The 19266-nt window shown below is 40.5% G+C and carries 18 protein-coding genes; 16 read left to right on the top strand and 2 right to left on the bottom strand.

Features of this window, described 5'->3' with window-relative positions:
• Positions 1–183 precede the first annotated feature (183 nt).
• The 6 genes from AACU95_RS15820 to AACU95_RS15795 all read left to right on the top strand — a co-directional run bounded on the left by AACU95_RS15820 (position 184) and on the right by AACU95_RS15795 (position 5999).
• Complete coding sequence (locus AACU95_RS15820; RefSeq protein ID WP_004249044.1) at positions 184–963, top strand: class I SAM-dependent methyltransferase; 780 nt, start codon at positions 184–186, stop codon at positions 961–963.
• A 21-nt stretch (positions 964–984) separates the two neighbouring features.
• Complete coding sequence (gene nikA / locus AACU95_RS15815) at positions 985–2562, top strand: nickel ABC transporter substrate-binding protein (protein WP_017628629.1); 1578 nt, start codon at positions 985–987, stop codon at positions 2560–2562.
• 62 nt (positions 2563–2624) lie between these two features.
• On the top strand, positions 2625–3551 hold the full coding sequence (gene opp1B, locus AACU95_RS15810; protein ID WP_004246729.1) for a nickel/cobalt ABC transporter permease: 927 nt from the start codon (positions 2625–2627) through the stop codon (positions 3549–3551).
• A gap of 2 nt (positions 3552–3553) precedes the next feature.
• A complete protein-coding gene (gene opp1C / locus AACU95_RS15805) occupies positions 3554–4423 on the top strand; it encodes a nickel/cobalt ABC transporter permease (protein WP_004246730.1) in 870 nt (289 codons plus the stop codon).
• On the top strand, positions 4401–5210 hold the full coding sequence (locus tag AACU95_RS15800) for an ABC transporter ATP-binding protein (RefSeq protein ID WP_004246731.1): 810 nt from the start codon (positions 4401–4403) through the stop codon (positions 5208–5210). Before opp1C ends, AACU95_RS15800 begins: the two co-directional genes overlap by 23 nt.
• Before the next feature lie 36 nt (positions 5211–5246).
• Positions 5247–5999: an ABC transporter ATP-binding protein gene (locus AACU95_RS15795; protein ID WP_004246732.1), complete on the top strand. Its 753-nt coding sequence runs from the start codon at positions 5247–5249 to the stop codon at positions 5997–5999.
• 51 nt (positions 6000–6050) lie between these two features.
• On the opposite strand, the gene AACU95_RS15790 is transcribed toward AACU95_RS15795, so the two are convergent.
• A complete protein-coding gene (locus AACU95_RS15790; protein WP_004249048.1) occupies positions 6051–6479 on the bottom strand; it encodes a hypothetical protein in 429 nt (142 codons plus the stop codon).
• Between the two features lie 436 nt (positions 6480–6915).
• On the opposite strand from AACU95_RS15790, the gene AACU95_RS15785 reads away from it, so the two are divergent.
• The 9 genes from AACU95_RS15785 (at position 6916) to AACU95_RS15745 (ending at position 17608) form a co-directional block, all read left to right on the top strand.
• Complete coding sequence (locus tag AACU95_RS15785; protein ID WP_004249050.1) at positions 6916–8502, top strand: FGGY-family carbohydrate kinase; 1587 nt, start codon at positions 6916–6918, stop codon at positions 8500–8502.
• Positions 8503–8552: 50 nt separating this feature from the next.
• Positions 8553–10199: a hypothetical protein gene (locus AACU95_RS15780; protein ID WP_004246735.1), complete on the top strand. Its 1647-nt coding sequence runs from the start codon at positions 8553–8555 to the stop codon at positions 10197–10199.
• 10 nt (positions 10200–10209) lie between these two features.
• Entirely contained in the window at positions 10210–11139 is a 930-nt protein-coding gene (locus AACU95_RS15775) for a dihydrodipicolinate synthase family protein (protein WP_004249052.1), read from the top strand.
• Positions 11140–11161: 22 nt separating this feature from the next.
• The gene (locus tag AACU95_RS15770) at positions 11162–12214 is read left to right on the top strand and encodes a sialidase family protein (protein ID WP_004246737.1); all 1053 of its coding nucleotides are present in this window, start codon (positions 11162–11164) and stop codon (positions 12212–12214) included.
• 20 nt (positions 12215–12234) lie between these two features.
• Positions 12235–13209 (top strand): tripartite tricarboxylate transporter substrate binding protein, encoded by a 975-nt coding sequence (locus AACU95_RS15765; protein ID WP_223293382.1) that lies wholly within the window; start codon positions 12235–12237, stop codon positions 13207–13209.
• 57 nt (positions 13210–13266) lie between these two features.
• Positions 13267–13728, top strand: a complete 462-nt coding sequence (locus tag AACU95_RS15760) for a tripartite tricarboxylate transporter TctB family protein (protein WP_004246739.1) — start codon at positions 13267–13269, stop codon at positions 13726–13728.
• Between the two features lie 19 nt (positions 13729–13747).
• Entirely contained in the window at positions 13748–15262 is a 1515-nt protein-coding gene (locus AACU95_RS15755) for a tripartite tricarboxylate transporter permease (RefSeq protein WP_004246740.1), read from the top strand.
• A gap of 60 nt (positions 15263–15322) precedes the next feature.
• Positions 15323–16327 carry a LacI family DNA-binding transcriptional regulator gene (locus AACU95_RS15750; RefSeq protein WP_004249055.1) on the top strand — a complete coding sequence of 335 codons (1005 nt, stop codon included), beginning with the start codon at positions 15323–15325 and terminating at the stop codon, positions 16325–16327.
• Between the two features lie 690 nt (positions 16328–17017).
• Positions 17018–17608 (top strand): DUF4291 domain-containing protein, encoded by a 591-nt coding sequence (locus AACU95_RS15745; RefSeq protein ID WP_004246743.1) that lies wholly within the window; start codon positions 17018–17020, stop codon positions 17606–17608.
• 48 nt (positions 17609–17656) lie between these two features.
• Here AACU95_RS15745 and metF read toward each other — a convergent pair whose 3' ends face one another.
• A complete protein-coding gene (gene metF, locus AACU95_RS15740; RefSeq protein ID WP_004246744.1) occupies positions 17657–18556 on the bottom strand; it encodes a methylenetetrahydrofolate reductase in 900 nt (299 codons plus the stop codon).
• A gap of 289 nt (positions 18557–18845) precedes the next feature.
• On the opposite strand from metF, the gene AACU95_RS15735 reads away from it, so the two are divergent.
• Positions 18846–19202, top strand: a complete 357-nt coding sequence (locus tag AACU95_RS15735; RefSeq protein WP_004249056.1) for a DUF488 domain-containing protein — start codon at positions 18846–18848, stop codon at positions 19200–19202.
• Positions 19203–19266 lie beyond the last annotated feature (64 nt).

Raw genomic sequence — 19266 nt, 5'->3', positions numbered from 1 at the left:
GGTAAAAATCGATGTGAGTCAACGAAAGCCAGCTTGCCTTTGGAGAGCTAAAAATCATTGATATAGCACATGGAGGATCTCGAAACTAAAAGGTAAGGTGGCTGACGAAGACACACAATCCCCTTCTTTTTCTCGTTTAGGGAATTTTTACCTCTCTTATGTTGATACAACAGCAGGTTTTTGATGACAAATAAAATCGATAATAACCAATTACTTCATGATGTGACCCGTTACTGGAATATCCGCGCTGAAAGCTATAGTGCTGCCAACCAGCAAGAGTTATTAAGTGAAAAACAACAAAAATGGCGTCAGTTATTGTTAAGCCATGTCAAAGAAGGGGAGACATTAAAGGTTCTTGATATCGGTACGGGGCCGGGATTCTTTGCTATTTTATTAGCGTTGTCGGGCCACCAAGTCACTGCAATTGACGCCACGCCTGGGATGTTGCTTGAGGCTAAAAATAACGCCAGCCAACATAATGTTTCTATTAACTTTGTTTGTGGTGATGTGCAAGATCTTCCCTTTGGCGATGAACAATTTGATTTGGTCGTCAGCCGTAATGTGACATGGAATTTAAAATCACCCTGTGAGGCTTATCAAGAGTGGTTTCGCGTATTAAAACCTGGGGGAAGCTTAATTAATTTTGATGCCAATTGGTATTTACATCTGTTTGATGATGAATATTGGCAAGGTTTTCTTGCTGATAGAGAGCGAGCGGCGCAAAAGCAAGTTGCTGATCACTATGTTAATACTGATACAAAAGAGATGGAAAGAATTGCTCGCCAATTACCATTAAGCCAAGTTAAGCGTCCACAGTGGGATATTAATACACTACTAGATATCGGTTTTATTCGTTATAGCGTGGATATTCGTATTGGTGATCACGTTTGGGATGAAGAAGAAAAAATTAATTACGGCTCAACCCCTATGTTTATGATCCATGCTCAGAAAAATAATCGATGAGAATGATAAAAGGAAAATAATGTGAAACCTCTATTTACAGTTATTCCTACACTATTATTAACATTGGCGTGCGTATTTCCTGCTTTTGCCAATCAAAGTAATAATATATTGGATTATGCCAGTACAAAAGATATCCGTGATATTAACCCCCATCTTTATTCCGGTGAAATGGCCGCACAAAACATGGTATTTGAACCTTTGGTTTTAAATACCGATAAGGGGGTTGCACCTTATTTAGCACAACGCTGGGAAATTTCTCCTGATGGTAAAAGTTATACCTTTTTCTTGCGCCAAGACGTTACATTTAGTGATGGCGAACCTTTTAATGCGCAAGCGGTAAAACTTAATATTGAGGCTGTATTAGATAATTATCAGCGTCATGCATGGCTAGAATTGGTCCGTCAAATCGACAGTGTTGAGGTTATCGATCAGTATACTGTTAAGCTAAATTTAAAAAATCCCTATTATCCAACCTTAACTGAACTTGGCTTAACTCGCCCATTTCGTTTTATTTCACCTAAATCATTTATTAACGGTAAAACTAAAACAGGGGTGAGTCATTATATTGGTACGGGGCCTTGGGTACTCACGGAACATAAGAAAGATCAATATGCTGAATTTAAGGTTAACCCTCATTATTGGGGGCAAAAACCAGCATTAACTGGGGTGATGTGGCGAGTGATCCCCGATAGACAAACAATGCTATTATCCTTACAAAAAGGAGATATTCAGCTAATTTTTGGTGCAGATGGCGACATGTTAGATATGGACTCTTTTGACGCATTAATGGCATCTGATAAATTTAAAACACAAATGAGTGCACCTATTGCTTCTCGTGCTATTGTGCTCAACAGTAGTCGCCCTATTACTTCAAGCCAAAAAGTACGCCAAGCATTAGAGTATGCCGTTGATAAAGAAGGGATTGCTCAAGGTATTTTAGCGGGAAGTGAAAAAGTCGCTGATACATTAATGGCAAGAAGTGTACCTTATTGCGATTTTGATTCACCAACTTATATTTATCAACCGGAAAAAGCTGCCTCGTTATTAGAAGAGGAAGGCTGGCTATTACCTGCGGGTAAAACAGTGCGTGAAAAACAGGGAAAACCGTTGCAGTTATTGCTCTCTTATAATGTGAATAATGCGGTTGAAAAAGAGATAGCCGAACTATTGCAAGATGATTTTAAGAAAATTGGCGTTGCACTGACGGTATTAGGGGAAGAGAAACAGGCCTTTTTAGATAGACAGAAAAGTGGTGATTTCGATTTACAGTATTCTCTTTCGTGGGGAACACCTTACGATCCTGCCTCTTTTGTCTCATCCTTTAGAATTCCAGCTCATGCTGATTACCAGGGACAGAAAGGGTTAGCCAATAAAGCACAATTAGATGCGATGATTGGCGAGTTGTTGATTACGCCAGATGAACATCGCCGTCAGGCATTATATCAACGCTTATTTACCTCATTAGCGGAGCAAGCCGTCTATATACCATTAACCTATTCGCGTACTAAAGCGATTTACCGTAGTGAATTGGAAAACGTTGGTTTTAATCCATCTCAATATGAAATACCTTTTGAAAAGATGCGTTTTAAAGCCGAATAACCGATTAATTTAAGAGGTTACTTCAATATGGCACTGATCCGGTGCCATATTGGTTAAAGCAGATGTTACGTTATCTATGTTGGCGCCTATTGGCGATATTGCCACTAGTGTTGATTATTTCGTTTATTGCCTTTGTTTTGCTGAATTTAGCACCGTCTGATCCGGCAGAAGTGGCTTTGCGTGTTAACGAAATTGTACCGACGCCCGAAGCGATTGAAGGTATGCGCCGTGAGCTTGGTTTAGATAAGCCTTTTTTCACACGCTACTTTTTATGGCTTTTAGCGGGATTTCAACTGGATTTTGGCACCTCTTTTTTGACCCGAAAACCGGTGATACAAGAGATGTTAACTGCTCTCCCCCCCACGCTTTGGTTAGCGGCTACCGCATTATTATTTACGCTTATTATCGCGTTGCCTTTAGCCTTATGGTGTGTGGCAAAACCACATAGCTTGATAGACAAAAGTATTCGGCTGATTGTTTTTGTGTTAACCGCAATTCCTAATTATTGGTTAGGGTTGTTGTTAATTTGGGCGGTGGCGGTTCATTTAGATTGGTTACCTGTCAGTGGTATGTTGACACCACAATCGGTCATTTTACCGGCATTTGCACTCTCTTTAGGTTATATCGGCACTTATTTACGTTTGTTACGGGGCGCAATGCTTAATCAATGGCATCAGCCTTATGTATTTTATGCCCGAACAAGAGGATTACCTGATAAGCTGATTTTGCGTCGCCATATATTACGTAATTCACTCGCTTCTGCGCTGACGGCGCTAGGAATGAGTATTCCGAAACTTATCGCGGGCACGGTCGTGATCGAGAATATTTTTGCATGGCCTGGGGTGGGGCGACTGTGTATTAGTGCCATATTTGGACGCGATTATCCGATGATACAAGCTTATATTTTAATGATGTCATTGTTATTTCTCTTTTTTAACTTTCTGATAGATATCATTCAGATGAAAGTCGATCCTCGTCTAAGGCGGTAACAATGTGGCGGTTATTCTGGCAACGACTTGCGCAAGATAAAAGTGCACAACTTTGTTTATTGGTGATAGTGATGATTACCATCGCCGGAATAGGCGCACCTTGGTTTGCACCTCATGATCCCACTTTAACATCGATACGCTTAAAATTTCAGCCAATCAGCTTTCACTATCCACTGGGTACAGATAATTTAGGGCGTTGTGTGTTTTCACGTTTACTCTTTGGTATTCGAACCACCGTTTTTTATGCCATATATGCGATGGGTATAACACTGCTGATCGGTTGGCTAATGGGGATGTTGGCGGGCTATTTTCACGGTAAAACGGATACAGTGATTATGCGTTTATGTGATGTGGTATTGTCATTTCCTGCGGAAATTATGATCTTAGCCTTAGTGGGCATAATGGGGCCTGGAATAGGTAACATCTTGATTGCGGTGATCTTGGTTAAATGGGCTTGGTACGCCAGAATGATACGAGGCATTGTTCGACAATATTCACATCGTCACTATATTGCTTATGCTCAAGTGATTGGCGCACCACCAACACATATTTTACGACGCCATTTATTACCCGTGACATTAGCTGAAACTATCGTTTTAGCCTCAAGTGATATTGGTAGTGTTATTTTAATGATCTCTGCTCTTTCATTTCTGGGGTTAGGGGTACAGCCACCCACCCCAGAATGGGGTAATATGCTGAGTGAAGCAAAAAATGTCATGGTATTACATCCCGAACAAATGCTACCTGCGGGGATAGCGATTACGGTTGTTGTTACTGCATTTAACTTTTGGGGCGATTTTTTACGCGATGTGTTCGACCCCGATAATCGTCAATCAGTCGGGGATAAATATGAACAATTTACTGACGCTTAATCAAGTCTCAATCTATGATCCTCACAGCGAAAAAAAGCGGGTAGATAATCTCTCCTTTAGCCTTAAACAGGGGCGAACGTTAGCTATTGTCGGTGAGAGTGGTAGTGGTAAAAGCTTAATCAGTAAAGCCATTATTGGCTTACTTCCAAGTACACTTGCACTATCGGGAGAAATTTTTTTTGATGAAAAGCCCCTTCATTTATATTCAGAGCAACAACGGCGTGCCCTATTAGGGACATCGCTAGGTATGATTGTGCAAAACGGCATGAGTGCTTTTGATCCGTTGATAAAAATAGGCAAGCAAGTTAGCCAAACTTTAATTTACCATTTTTCTTATACTAAATTACAAGCATTCAATGCCACTAAACAAGCATTGGATGAGGTGTTTGAGCATCAATCTTTAATGATTATGCAGGCATTTCCTCACCAATTAAGTGGGGGGCAATTACAACGTGTGATGATTGCCATGGCTTTGGCGTTATCACCAAGGTTATTAATTGCTGATGAACCTACTACCGCATTAGACGCTCCCTTGCGCAGAGAAATATTACAGCTATTGCAACGTATCACGATATCTAAAAACACCACCTTAATTTTTATCTCCCATGATCTAGGATTAGTCAGTCAGATTGCTGATGATATTTTAGTGATGAAAGAGGGAAAATTAATCGAGTTTGGTGACAAAAACAGCGTATTAGATACACCTAAGCAAGCCTATACCCGTTATTTAATTGAGGCTAGAGCTAAGCTTTCCCAACGTTTTGCACAGGTGCTTTATGCTCGGTGATCAGCATGAAACGGCGATAAACAACAAGAGGATCGAATGCTATTACGAGTAGACAACGTCAGTAAATATTATTATCAAAAAGGGGCGCGCTTTTTTAAAGAAAAAGTGACTATTCTCGATGCGCTCTCTTTTAATATACAAAAGGGTGAAGCTTTCGGGTTAGTTGGAGAAAGTGGCAGTGGAAAAAGTACCCTTGCACGGTTAATCAGTGGCTTAGAATTACCTGATCAAGGGGCTATTTATTTAAATGATAAGCCAGTGACGAAACGATGTTATCGACAAGGTGTAATAAGTATTGTGTTTCAGGATCATATCGCTTCAGTCAATCCGACTTTTACAGTGGGTGAAATGATTGCTGAACCTATTAAACTGATTAATCCGACTCTCCGTCATAACGAGTTAGAAACAATTATTTTTTCTTTTTTAGAGAAGGTGCAATTACCTAAAAGTTGTTATCAGCGTTATATTTTTGAATTGTCTGGTGGGCAAGCTCAACGAGTTTGCTTATGTCGTGCGTTAGCATCTTACCCACAACTAATTATTTTAGATGAGGCAATAAGCTCTCTCGATATACCTACACAAGTTGAAATATTGGATTTATTAAAATTATTAAAAGAGGAACTCCAATTATCCTATCTTTTTATTAGTCATGATATTCAAACAGTGACTTATTTTTGCGATAAAGTCATGTTTATTTTACAAGGTCAACAAATTGAATTATGCGAGATAAATAAATTAAGTACTGTTACTCATCCTTATGCTAAAAAATTAATTCAATCTGTTATTTAATCAACAAGCAATAATGTATTATCGCATCATTGCTTGCTGTATTTACTCTATTTAGAGATTATTCATTAAATGCGTTTGAATAGCGTTGGCATCATTTGCAGCATTAAAATCAATACCAAAATTCAGTGTCCCATCTTTAAGTTCAATACTACGAGGTGACGCTTTAGAGCAGGTAATATTCTGTATTTTCTCTTTTACGGTTTCTTGTGCTATTTTCGAGCTTTCACAGGTATTAATGACACCTTTTAACCCTTCACTGCAATAACCATCAATACCTGTTGTTTTTAGATCCTCAACAGTAAATGCCGACCAATCAAACGCAACTTTTATATTAGCATCACAGCTTTTATTTAAGTCAACAACACGAGATTGAATATTTTCTTCAAATTTCTGTTGTAATTCTCTTTCTGCCAGTGTGGCTGAAAAAGCCGAAGAAGTGATAAGAAGTAAAGAAAGACTGATAGCAATATTTTTCAACATAATTTAATACTCCAAAAGTGAATATATAACTAAAGATTAGTCTATTAAAAATAAAATGATTGAATATGATAAAAATAGAAAAATGGTTATTTTTAACATATTACTCTTTTTAAAAATAAATTTTACTATTAGTTAGGTATATTTTAATAACATCCTATATTGATAGTGATATTAATATGTTAACCACGGTTTTTATTCTCATTGATAGCTAAATGTTCGTTTGTTTTATAACGAACATAATCGTTTCAGTTCGCTATTAAAATGGTGAACAAAGTGAAATAAATAAATTTCTTTCTAAATCAATGTATTAAATTATTGATGTAGATCTGCATCACAAACCAATCCTATTGTGATTGTTTTTTCTCCATGCTCGAATTAACTTGCTAACTCGAAGTAGCAAAAATTAGCATAGCGTTAGCAAATGATGAGGGTTCGCATGGAACAACAATATTTTATTGGCGTTGATGTTGGCTCAGCCAGTGTCCGTGCAGCAGTATTTGATAGCTTTGGAAAGCGTCTGGGCTTTTCAGTGCGTCCAATTGCACAATTTCGCCCGAAAACGGATTTTGTCGAGCAATCTTCCGCTGATATTTGGCAACAAGTATGCACCACTGTAAAAGAGTCGGTGAAATTATCAGCCATCGATCCTCTCCATGTGAAGTCTATTGGTTTTGATGCCACCTGCTCTTTAGTGGCCGTTGGTAAAGAAGGGCAAGCACTTTCGGTTTCACCCAGTAATAAACCTGAGCAGGATATTATTATGTGGATGGATCACCGGGCAGTACAAGAAACAGTGACCATTAATCTGACTAACGATCCCGTTTTGCGGTATGTCGGGGGCGAAGTGAGCATTGAAATGGAATTGCCTAAAATTCTATGGTTAAAAAATCACTATCCGGAGCGTTATAAACATGTCTGGCGATTCTTTGACTTAGCTGATTTTTTAGTGTGGAAAGCAACCACTGCTGATGTTGCCAGTATCTGTACATTAACGTGTAAATGGAACTATTTGGCACACCAAGGGCATTTTAGTGAAAGCTTGTTAGCTGATGTAGGTTTGGATGAATTATTAGAAAAAGTACCACAAACCATTTTGGCTTTAGGTGAATCGGCCGGATGTTTAACGACCTCTGTGGCTGAGGCTTTTGGATTACATACTGGCGTCATAGTTGCTAGTGGCATTATTGATGCTCATGCGGGTGGGTTGGCGTTAACCGCATCACAACCTGAGGGAAGTTTGGCCATCATCAGTGGTACATCTAACTGCCATATGATTGTCAGCCAATACCCGATTATGGTGCCTGGGGTGTGGGGGCCTTACTTTGGCGCAATGTTACCAGAGTTATGGCTAAACGAAGGGGGGCAAAGTGCTGCCGGTGCGCTCGTTGAATGGTCTATCCGCCGCCATGAGTCATGGGCTGAGTTAGAACAAGAAGCGAAAGAAAAAGGTGTTAGTTACTATACCTTATTAAACCAAGCTGTCGCTGAATTGGAAGAAAATGAACCTTATCCAACAGCACAATTTCATGTTTTAGCTGACCATCATGGCAATCGCTCTCCACGTGCTAATCCTGCCGCCAAAGGAATGGTCAGTGGATTAACCCTTGAAAGTGGTCGGGTTGCCTTGGCTCGTTATTATCTTGCGACATTGCAGTCTATTGCCTATGGCACTCGCCATATTATTGACACCCTTGAAGATGCAGGGCACCAAATTAATCGCCTTGTTATGTGTGGGGGAGCGACCAAAAATCCACTGTGGTTACGTGAATATGCCAATGCAACAGGTCGTGAGATCCATTTAGCGCAAGAAGAAGATGCGGTGAATCTAGGAGCTGCTTTATTAGGCGCCGTGGCATGTAAAGCCTTTGATAATTTTTCTCAAGCAGCAAATACCATGGTACGAGAAGGCGGCGTTATTACACCCGATAGTGACACCTTTGCTTTCCATCAAGCGAAATACCAAGTTTATTTACAGATGTATCAAGATCAGCAGCGCTATAACGACATGATGGCAGATTGCTGACCATAAATTTTTCCGATTATGAATCGAGTTTACCTTACCAGGGATATCTTATGTTGAACTTAAATCTACCAAAATTACCGGACGTTATCAGTGCAGAAGCTAATGAGATCCTGATGGTCACTAACGCAGACTTACGTGAGCCTGCAAACGTAACATGCTGGCCTGTGCAGAAAAAATTTGAAGATAAGCTAGCCGCTGCATTAAAAGCACAAGGTTACACCATGAAACGTGCACATAAAATTGATGAAGCACGAGGCCATGGTTTTATCAGTAGTCAGCGTGAAGGTTGCGATATGTTTGCGGCTATCGATCCTGATGCACCCGTTATTGTGCTATTAACCGCATGGCAATACTCACACCATATTGCCTCTTCATTAGCGCATCATCGCGGGCCAATTCTGTTGCTGGCTAATTTTGATGGTACATGGCCGGGGCTAGTTGGCATGTTGTGTTTAGCGGGGACGTTAACCAGTTTAGGTAAAAATTATTCACGCTTATGGTCAGAAAATTTTGACGATACATTTTTTATTGATGGCTTAGCAACATGGTTGAAATATGGTTATGTAAATCATCAGCTTAGCTATCTTAAAGAAGTTGCGCCAACACACAGGGTAATGGCGACAGAAGCTGGCGAAGTGGGTCGAAAAGTCGGCGAATATATAATTAAAAATAAAGAAATAATAGGTTTGTTCGATACATTCTGTATGGGAATGATTAATGGGGTCTTCCCACAACAGGCAATGATCGATATTGGTATGCCCATTGAATCACTCTCTCAATCTGCATTATTGGTCGAAATGGCAAAAGTACCTGATGCATTAAGAGAAGAGTGTGTGCAATGGTACGAAAATAATGGCATGACGTTTAAGTTTGGTACAGATGATAAAACTGAACTGACTCGTGAACAGGTGAAAGAGCAGTGTGCCATGATGATTGCAATGGCGCGTTTCGTTAAACGCTTTGGCTTAACCGCTGTAGGCGTGCAATATCAGCAAGGATTAAAAGATTGTTGTCCTGCCTCTGATTTTGCCGAAGGTGCAATTGGGTCAACGGCACGCTTCCCGTTACCGGATGAAAATGGCGACATTATCAGCCCTAACACACCGATCCCTTGTATCAACGAAGTCGATATGGGTACAGCTATTCCACAAACGATGTTATGGCGTTTATTAACCTCGTTAGGCTTGCCTGCAGAAACAACATTACACGATATTCGTTGGGGGAGTGAGTATCAGGGAACCTTCTACTGGGATATGGAAATTTCCGGCTCTGTGCCTTTTGAACACCTTAAAGGTGGGATCAAAGGCGCAACAGGTTACCGTCAGCCAGCTATGTTTTTCCCTAAAGGGGGATCAACTATAGCGGGTCAAGGTAAAGCAGGGCGTTTGTTATGGGCACGTGCACACTATCAAGGTACAGATGTGATTATGCATATTGGTACAGGTATGGCGGTGGAATTACCGGAGGCAGAGTTTGAACGTCGCCGTCGAGCCACTAACTACGAATGGCCATTACTCAACTGTACTTTAGATGGTGTAACTCGTGATGATCTTATGGCGGGACATCAAAGTAACCATATTACAGTGGCTTATGTTGATGACGATAAATTGGCGTTTGTGCTACAAGCCTTTGTTGCTCAAGCACTGACTCAAGGTATTCAAGTGAAAGTGGCAGGTGATGCCATTAACTTACTGTAAGGAACTTATAATGAGTCAGCAAAAATACGTTGGTGTTTGGCCTGTGATGCTCACTCCTTTTGATACTAAAGGAGAGATTGATTGGGCGTCATTAGAGCGCCTTGTCGATTGGTATATCGATGCGGGCGTACATGGGTTATTTGCCGCCTGCCAATCAAGCGAAATGTTTTATTTGAGTGATGAAGAAACACAAGCACTCACCCGTTTTATCGTTGAAAAAGCAGATGGAAGAGTACCTGTTGTTGCTTCTGGCCATACGGCAACGGCCTTAAGCCAGCAAAAAGAACAACTGCAGGCAATGGCGAGTACCGGCGTTGATGGTGTTATTATGATCAGTAATCGCTTAGCGCAAGTGGGCGAGTCTGATGATAAGGCGCTGGAAACGCTACAATCCTTAACCCATGCTGTACCTAAAGAGATTGATTTGGGTATTTATGAATGCCCTTATCCTTACAAACGCTTGTTATCTGAAGAGATAGTAGAGTGGTGCGCACAAAGTAATCGCTTTACCTTTATTAAAGATACTTGCTGTTCTCTTCCTCTCATAGAACGTCGCTTAGCATTATCAAAAGGAAGTCGTTTGCATCTAGCCAATGCTAATAGTCAAACCTTATTAGCGTCATTCCAAGCAGGATGCCAAGCATATAGTGGTGTTATGGCTAACTTCCACCCCGAACTTTATGTCTGGCTGTATGAAAATTGGCAGGATAAACCAGAGCAAGCTGCGCTATTAGCTGATTATTTATCAACAGCTGCGATGACTGAAACGCTGGATTATCCTGCCTGCGCTAAATATCATCAGCGCCTGATCGGCAATTTCGCGACACTGGTTTGCCGCTCTCGTAATAGTAGTCAGTTTGAAAACTCATTTTTCCCTTCTGCTGTTAATAGCATGACGGCATTGGGTGAAAATATGAAGAAGTGGCTTTCGTTAAATTAATTTAGGACACAGGAGTAGGAATATGCCTTTCGTGATGAAGGAAACCCAGTTTGTGCTGGATAATGCACATTCACTTTTTAATCACTGCCATGCTTCAACGATTGTGCGTGTGCCTAACTCTGAGCGTTTATTAACCGCTTTTTTTGCTGGCGATAAAGAAGGTAGCGGTAATACCGCTATCTGGTTGGCGATAAAAGAGGGAAATGATTGGCAACCCGCTCAACCTGTGGTTAAAAATCCAGGTGTTGCGCACTGGAATCCAGTTTTACATGTTGACCCATCAACAGGTAATATCTGGCTGTTTTATAAAACGGGTCCTGATGTACATAGTTGGACGACCCAATATGTTATCTCGAAGGATGGCGGAAATAGCTGGAGTTTACCAAGTGAATTGGTTTCGGGTGATGTAACACCTAGAGGTCCTGTGAAAAACAAAGTATTAGTGATGTCAAACGGCGAGTGGTTAGCACCGGGATCGGTGGAGGATGATCGATACTGGGATGCGTTTGTCGATATTTCTAGCGACAATGGTCAACACTGGCAGCGAGTGGATATTCCGATTGCCCATCATCAAGGAGGGCAAGCGGAGCATGAAATCTGGCAAGGGCTAAAGGACGATGCCTTGTGGGAGACTGATCTACAACGTGTTTTTCAATGGGATGGCGTGATACAACCAACACTATGGGGATCTCAGCCTGGACATGTGCATGCCATGATGCGCAGTACGCGCGGTAAAATTTATCGTAGCGATTCAACGGATTATGGGCGCAGTTGGTGTCCGGCTTATGCAACAACCTTACCAAATAATAATAGCGGCATTGATGTCGTCTCCTTCGCAGATGGTCTGTTGGCATTGGTATATAACCCGAATTCAGGCAACTGGAGTCGTCGTTATCCTATCTCTGTCAGTCTTTCATCCGATAATGGCAGTACTTGGTCTGAACCATTCGATTTACTCGATGGGGAAGGCGAATTTTCATATCCGGCTATTATTGCTGAAAACAATACCCTACATGTGACTTTTACTTGGAACAGAAAAAACATTGTTTATCAGCAGTTAATAGCTACTCAATAAAAATGTGGAGAAAGGGTTTTATGAAAAAGAGTCTACTCGCAGCGTTGGCGCTTACGATGACATTGGGCATGGGGAATGCTGTAGCCCAACAGTTAACGTATCCTACTAAAAATATTGATGTGGTTATCCCAAAAAACCCGGGGGGAGGTACTGATACTTCTGCACGGACTATCATTGAATTTGCTAAAGATGTGATGCCAGCAGGGCGTATCTTTGTACCGGTTAATAAACCCGCAGGTAATGGTTTAACTGGGTTAATTGAAGTGGCAAATGCGCGTCCTGATGGCACTAAATTAGTCATGACGACGGTTGAATTAGCGATGTTCCCACATCAAGGTAAGTCACCCGTGACCTATAAAGACTTTACCCCGATTGCGACAACGATTGCTGATCCGGTTGTGCTCGTGGTGAATGCTAATTCGCCTTATAAAACATTGGAAGAATTTATTGCCGGGGCAAAAGCGAACCCCGGTAAATTAAAGATTGGTAACTCAGGTATGGGGGCTATTTATCACCTCGCGGGGGTGAATATCGAACGTACTACGGGAACTAAGTTTAATCATATTCCTTATAACGAAGGTACAGGCCCCTCTATTGCGGCATTAGTGGGCGATCATATCGATGGCGTATTAACCACACCCGGTGCGGTTAAATCACAAGTTGATGCGGGTATTTTGCGCATTCTCGGTGTGATGGATGAACGTCGCTTCCCACTTATTCCGGATGTTCCAACCTTTAAAGAAGCCTTAAATCTCGATACCAACGTGAAAATGCGCGCATGGGCTGTATTAGCCACAACAGCAGGTGTGCCTGATAACGTTAAAAATGAGTTAGTGGGGGCATTTTCAGAAGTGGTGCAAAAACCAGAATATCAAGAAGCATTGAAAAAACAAGGTATTATGCCAGTATTTATCGTCGGTGACGATGCGTATCAAATGATGAAAGAAGATCATGAGATGTATGCTGAATTAATCTCAGCCACCCTAAAAAAATAACCTTTCTATAATAAACCACCCTATCCGCAAGTCGGATAGGGTCGGGGAGATCCCGACATGACTAAAATCAATACAATCATCGGTGCGATTTCAGTAGCTTTTGGGCTACTTATTATCTATCTCTCCCGTGATATGAGTATGTTTGATGAATATGGTGTACCTGGGGAGCGTTTTTGGCCTTACGGTTTAGCCATCTTATTTATTTTACTGGGGATTTTTCAATGGATAGGTGTCGTGGTTGATAAAATTAAACATGTACACCAGTCCGTAGATTTAAGTTCGACCGCAGTTAAGCGTGCTTATGGCTTAGGCATTTTTATGCTGCTATATGCAACAGGTTTATATCTATTTGGCTTTATTGTTCCATCATTGCTTCTTATCCCAATCATTATGTGGTTGATGAATGAGAGGAAACCTATTGCCATGGTGGTGATCCCGATTGTGATTGTAGCCGCGGTTTATGTTTTCTTTGACATTATTTTTAATTCACCTCTGCCAACCTCTGTCTTTTTTGAGTAAGCGGTAAAGGAGCCTTGGTATGGAAATTTTAGATGCTTTAATGGTCGTTTTTAGTTTAGAAACGATAACAATGATCCTGTTAGGGGTTTTCGCGGGGATTATTATCGGCGCATTACCGGGTTTAACAGTGAATATGGGCATTGCACTGTTACTCCCACTGACTTACTCCTTTCAAGGAATGACGGGGATCTTATTATTATTGGGAATGTATTGTGGGGCTGTTTATGGTGGCTCCATTACCGCGATATTAATTAGTACACCGGGCACACCTGCATCTGCAGCCACCGTCTTAGATGGCTATCCGATGGCTAAAAAAGGTGAAGCAGGGCGAGCATTAGGCTTATCAACCATGGGGTCGATGTTTGGTGGTGTATTTAGTACTATCGCTTTAATTGTTATTGCTCCTCAATTGGCAAAAGTGGCGACGGGATTCTCTGCTGCTGAATATTTTGCTCTTGCGGTATTTGGCATAAGTATTATTACCAGTGTATCATCGCAATCGATTGTGAAAGGATTAATGGGGGGCGCGATTGGTCTTGCAATTGCCACTATCGGGCTTGATCCTATGACAGCTGGGCCACGTTTTACGTTTGATACCGTGTATCTTATGGGGGGCGTCTCGTTTATTCCAATCCTCGTGGGACTCTTTGCATTTTCTCAAGGCTTGATTAGCTTTGAAGAAGAGTATCGTGAGCGCAAGCAGAAGAAAAGCGAGAAAATTAATGCCCGTATTCATCGTGTATTACCTACGTGGCTCGATTTTAAACGTGTTTTACCTACCTATTTTCGTTCATCAGCGATAGGAACGGCTATTGGTGCTATTCCTGGGACTGGGGGAGATATTTCATCTTTTATCTCGTATAACGAAGCAAAACGTTGGTCAAAACACCCTGAAGAATTTGGAAAAGGATCACCCGAAGGGGTTTCAGCACCGGAAGCGGGGGCTAACTCGGTGACGGGTGGCACCATGGTACCTCTAATGACTTTAGGTATTCCCGGTGATGGCGCAACGGCGATTATTATGGGAGCTTTTATGGTGCAAGGATTAGCGCTAGGGCCACAGTTATTTACGGATAATCCCGTTGAAGTGAACAGTATTTTTATCGGCTTAATGATGGCGAATATTTTTCTCGGTATCTTAGGCTTCTTGTGTATGAAACTGTTTGTACGTGTGATGGATGTACCACGAAGAGTATTAGTACCCATTATCTTTGTGTTGTGTAGTGTGGGGGCTTATTCAGTTAACCATAGCATCATTGATGTTTTTGTGATGATGGGGGCAGGATTACTGGCTTATATTATGATTAAGCTCGATTTTTCGATGTCTCCGGTGGTGATAGGTATTATCCTTGGGCCGATGGCAGAATCTAACTTACGCCGTGCTTTAATGATGTCTCAAGGGGATTTATCGATTCTCTATACACGACCTATTACTGCGACATTCCTCGCTATTGCACTATTAACACTGCTGTTACCTATTGTCGGACCTGGGTTAAAATCAATGTGGAAAAAATGGCGTAGTCAATCTGCTTAATAAAGGTTAATCCGCCCTCATTGTTAGCAAAATGAGGGCAATATCAATGACGGAACATTAATGGCAAAAACAGTTGAACAAATTGCAAATGATCTGAATTTATCTATCACCACAGTACGATTAGTACTCAATGGTAAAGGTGATCAATATCGGATCAGTGCAAAAACCCAGAAAAAAATTGCTGATTATGTCGAAGTTTTTGGTTATACCGTTAACCATGCGGCAAGAAGCTTAAAACTCAATAAAACAGATACCTATGGTCTGGTTATTCCTCGGCTGTCCAACCCCTTCTTTGCTGCTTTAGCGGAAAAGTTAGAGATGCATTGTCACCAGATTGGTTGCCAGCTGATGATAAGTTGTACCTATGGTGATATTAAAAATGAAAATAAGCTCGTAAAGTCTATGGATGAGCGTAATGTTGATGGGATTTTTATTGTTTCAGCGAGTCGAAAAAATCAGCAACATCACGTTAAACATCGTCAAAAGCCTTTAGTTTTCTTAGATAGAGATTTTTCTGTTAGTAATGCAATTTGCGTGGCGTCTGATAACTGTGATAGTGGTGCACAATTAACGAAAGCGATGATACAGCAAGATGCGCCAATCCACTTTTTTGCCGGTGATGCTCTTCTTCCTACTATTGCAGCTCGTTTGCGCGGTTATGTTCAGGCGATCAAAGCCCATTATGGTGATGAAAGCCATGTAACCGTTTCCTATGCAGAACATAACACCACCAAAGATGGTGAACAGATGATGAAGCAATATCTTGAACAACATCGGCAGATCCCCAGTCATTTTATTGCCTCATCACTGCCCATTTTAGAAGGCGTATTAAGTGCTATTCGCCAAACAGAAGGTGTTATTCCCGCACATATCAATATAGGTACTTTTGATGATCACGTTATGTTAAGTTTTTTACCCAATAATGTCTGGTCAATGAAGCAAGATGAAACCTTATTGGTAGAAAAAGCCTTTGAAATCATGACTGCTAAGATAGCAGGTAACGTAGTGAAAGCACCTCCATTAATTAAAACACAACTTATCAAACGCTTAATTGCAGGAGCATGAGTCAAATATCGTGATTATTCGCCTCACTTTGTGAGTAGAATAAGCTTTCTATTCGCCTCATTGGGGGGATGTATGTGGTTAATGGCTACCCATTCTCTTCTGATATGATGAATGTTATATCATCAGATATGCGACTTTAATGTAGGCTATGTATGAAAAAAATATTTTCTTTTTTTTAAAAGACCTTAAACAATCTTTAATATTAAGCATTATTGCTATTTTTTTTGTCCTTTATAGTGTTTTGATTGTTCGGTTTTTTCCCTATTTCTATGGTCGAATACTATTAGTATCATTTGTGATTATTTGCTTAATATTTTCCTTTCTTCCTATAAAGAAAGAAGGAAAGAGAAAATAATTATTTAGTCAGCGCTAGTGATCAGAAAATAAAAGAGAACTTAATGTAAATTTCGTGATCGAGTCGTTTTGATAATCAGTACAATGTATTGAGCACCTTTGGCGCTGGTGGACGTAGTGTAAGATATATTTTGCAAGATTAAATTTTTTATTATTGCAGCGATAATGGCCATTTTAATTTATGCGCTTTATGATCATTCTTTTGTATGGCTTGTCACGGTGTCATATTCTATTAAATCCCTAATGAAAATAGGGGCTCTTGATTATCTCTGGTTAGAGGCTCATAATTTAAGCAGATAGCTCCATTTTATTAATATAAAAGGATATTAAAGAAAGATGAACGATGATGTTGACCGATGTCCTGAGTGTCAAGTAAGGGCATACTATACGGATGATTTTGTCCGTGTTTACCAAGCCTATTCTACTACTATCGCTCAGAGCGCAGTCGCAAATGGTACTTTTGTTTCTCCCCCTTTTAGTATGACCCGTATGACTTGGGTAAAACCCTCCTTTCTTTGGATGATGTATCGCTCAGGGTGGGGGCGCAAAGATCCCAATCAAGCGTCTATTTTGGCTGTTGATATTACCCATGAAGGCTTTCAACAGATGCTAACACAAGGTGTGGTCAGTCATTTCGATCCAGACCACTATGTGAGTGCCAAAGAATGGCAAGAAGCAACAGAAACCAGTGATATTCGTATTCAGTGGGATCCTGAACGAGATATTTATCTTAATCGCTTAAGTTATCGCACTATTCAAATAGGGTTACGTAATCAAGCAGTAGAAAAATATTGCAATGAGTGGATTGTTAATATTACCGATATTACTGATAAAGTGCGTAAAATAGATACTTGTATTACTAATGGCGATCTAGATACTGCATATAGCTTACTTCCTATCGAGCAACCTTATCATTTTGCAAAATAATCTCGCCTAGAAAAACCCCGCCAATAGACTATGGGCGGGGTGATAAGACTAAACCTTCGCAAGTTGTGGGCGAACACCTAATGTATGGCAAATGGCGTAGGTCAATTCAGAGCGGTTAAGAGTGTAAAAATGGAAATCTTTCACGCCCTCACGGCTTAAAATTTTCACCATATCAATAGCGATAGAAGCCCCAACCAGTGCGCGAGTTTCTGGATCGTTATCTAAGCCATCAAACATTTTATGCATCCAACCGGGGATCTTCACATTGGTTAATCCGGCAAAACGTTTTAACTGTTTAAAATTGGTGACAGGTAAAATACCTGGAACAATTTCTACATCAATACCCGTTGAAACACAGCGATCACGAAAGCGTAAGTAACTTTCTACATCAAAGAAAAATTGTGTAATGGCTCGATTAGCGCCGGCATCCACTTTCTTTTTTAAATTAATAAGATCAGCCTGTGCGCTTTTAGCTTCGGGATGCACTTCTGGATAAGCAGCAACCGAAATATCAAAATCTCCTACATCTTTCAGTAAATGAACCAGATCAACGGCATACATATCTGGCTTCTGGCTGTTATCAGGTAAATCTCCCCGTAGCGCCACAATATGACGAATGCCACTTTGCCAATAGTCTTGGGCAATATGCTGTAATTCTTCACGACAGGCATCAATGCAGGTTAAATGTGGTGCCGCCTCAAGGCCTGTACGCTCTTTTATATCTTTAATAATGGCATGTGTTCTATCTCGTTCACCTGAATTTGCACCATAAGTGACCGAAACAAAGCTAGGTTTTAAGGTATTTAGACGAGCCAGTGATTGCCAGAGTGTATTTTCCATCTCTTGTGTGCGAGGAGGAAAAAACTCAAAAGAAACTTGGATCTGGCCATCTAATTCAGCAAGATTTTGATTAAGCGCTTCATGCTGGCTTGCGTGATAAAAGCTCATACCTATACCTCATCAATCGTTGTGTCACATGTTGTTATTGTTATTCCGTTAAGTATCGCTACTTATTTTTACCCATCTAACCATTTAGACGTCTAGATGTAGATTCTCTTAATTCGGTTATTTAGTCAACAGTTATTCACCTTAGTTTCAATGAGGATAATTCAATCGGAAGAGGAGAAAATTTCATGTTGCACGATGACAACCTTAAATAACGTAAAGTCGCAGAAGGGATACGTTTGAAGATTTTCTTCTATAATAAAATTAACTCATTGATTGAATGGGAGTAGAAATGATCACTTGTAAACGTGTCTATGATGATAAAGACGGTAAGCATGAAGGTTATCGTGTATTAGTGGATAGATTATGGCCTAGAGGGGTGAAAAAGAGCGATTTTCATTATGATGAATGGAATAAAGCGCTCGCGCCTTCTACTGAATTAAGAAAATGGTTTCATGAAAATGGCGATTTCACACAATTTACGGCTCGCTATATAAAAGAATTAGAAGCAATACCGGAAAGTTGGCAACCACTATTGAAGGTAGCCAAAGAAAAACCATTAGTATTACTGTATTCCGCTAAAGATGAAAAACAGAATAATGCTGTGGTTTTAATGGAATTTTTGCAAAAACAGTGCAAAACCAGCTGAAGCAATTATTGATGGGTTTGTCAGGTGTAATGTCAATAGCATCATATGCGGCAATAAAAAAAGT

Source organism: Proteus sp. G4415, from assembly GCF_963896075.1.
In the GTDB taxonomy this organism is placed as follows: Bacteria; Pseudomonadota; Gammaproteobacteria; order Enterobacterales; family Enterobacteriaceae; genus Proteus; species Proteus mirabilis.
Note: the sequence above shows the minus strand (reverse complement) of the source record. Positions and strands in the feature narration are given on the sequence as shown.

What these genes read in the sequence shown, in the direction of transcription:
- AACU95_RS15820 (WP_004249044.1), top strand. Translation starts at nt 184, where the DNA reads ATGACAAATAAAATCGATAATAACCAATTACTTCATGATGTGACCCGT.
- opp1B (WP_004246729.1), top strand. Translation starts at nt 2,625, where the DNA reads ATGTTACGTTATCTATGTTGGCGCCTATTGGCGATATTGCCACTAGTG.
- opp1C (WP_004246730.1), top strand. Translation starts at nt 3,554, where the DNA reads ATGTGGCGGTTATTCTGGCAACGACTTGCGCAAGATAAAAGTGCACAA.
- AACU95_RS15800 (WP_004246731.1), top strand. Translation starts at nt 4,401, where the DNA reads ATGAACAATTTACTGACGCTTAATCAAGTCTCAATCTATGATCCTCAC.
- AACU95_RS15795 (WP_004246732.1), top strand. Translation starts at nt 5,247, where the DNA reads ATGCTATTACGAGTAGACAACGTCAGTAAATATTATTATCAAAAAGGG.
- AACU95_RS15790 (WP_004249048.1), bottom strand. Translation starts at nt 6,479, where the DNA reads ATGTTGAAAAATATTGCTATCAGTCTTTCTTTACTTCTTATCACTTCT.
- AACU95_RS15785 (WP_004249050.1), top strand. Translation starts at nt 6,916, where the DNA reads ATGGAACAACAATATTTTATTGGCGTTGATGTTGGCTCAGCCAGTGTC.
- AACU95_RS15780 (WP_004246735.1), top strand. Translation starts at nt 8,553, where the DNA reads ATGTTGAACTTAAATCTACCAAAATTACCGGACGTTATCAGTGCAGAA.
- AACU95_RS15775 (WP_004249052.1), top strand. Translation starts at nt 10,210, where the DNA reads ATGAGTCAGCAAAAATACGTTGGTGTTTGGCCTGTGATGCTCACTCCT.
- AACU95_RS15770 (WP_004246737.1), top strand. Translation starts at nt 11,162, where the DNA reads ATGCCTTTCGTGATGAAGGAAACCCAGTTTGTGCTGGATAATGCACAT.
- AACU95_RS15765 (WP_223293382.1), top strand. Translation starts at nt 12,235, where the DNA reads ATGAAAAAGAGTCTACTCGCAGCGTTGGCGCTTACGATGACATTGGGC.
- AACU95_RS15760 (WP_004246739.1), top strand. Translation starts at nt 13,267, where the DNA reads ATGACTAAAATCAATACAATCATCGGTGCGATTTCAGTAGCTTTTGGG.
- AACU95_RS15755 (WP_004246740.1), top strand. Translation starts at nt 13,748, where the DNA reads ATGGAAATTTTAGATGCTTTAATGGTCGTTTTTAGTTTAGAAACGATA.
- AACU95_RS15750 (WP_004249055.1), top strand. Translation starts at nt 15,323, where the DNA reads ATGGCAAAAACAGTTGAACAAATTGCAAATGATCTGAATTTATCTATC.
- AACU95_RS15745 (WP_004246743.1), top strand. Translation starts at nt 17,018, where the DNA reads ATGAACGATGATGTTGACCGATGTCCTGAGTGTCAAGTAAGGGCATAC.
- metF (WP_004246744.1), bottom strand. Translation starts at nt 18,556, where the DNA reads ATGAGCTTTTATCACGCAAGCCAGCATGAAGCGCTTAATCAAAATCTT.
- AACU95_RS15735 (WP_004249056.1), top strand. Translation starts at nt 18,846, where the DNA reads ATGATCACTTGTAAACGTGTCTATGATGATAAAGACGGTAAGCATGAA.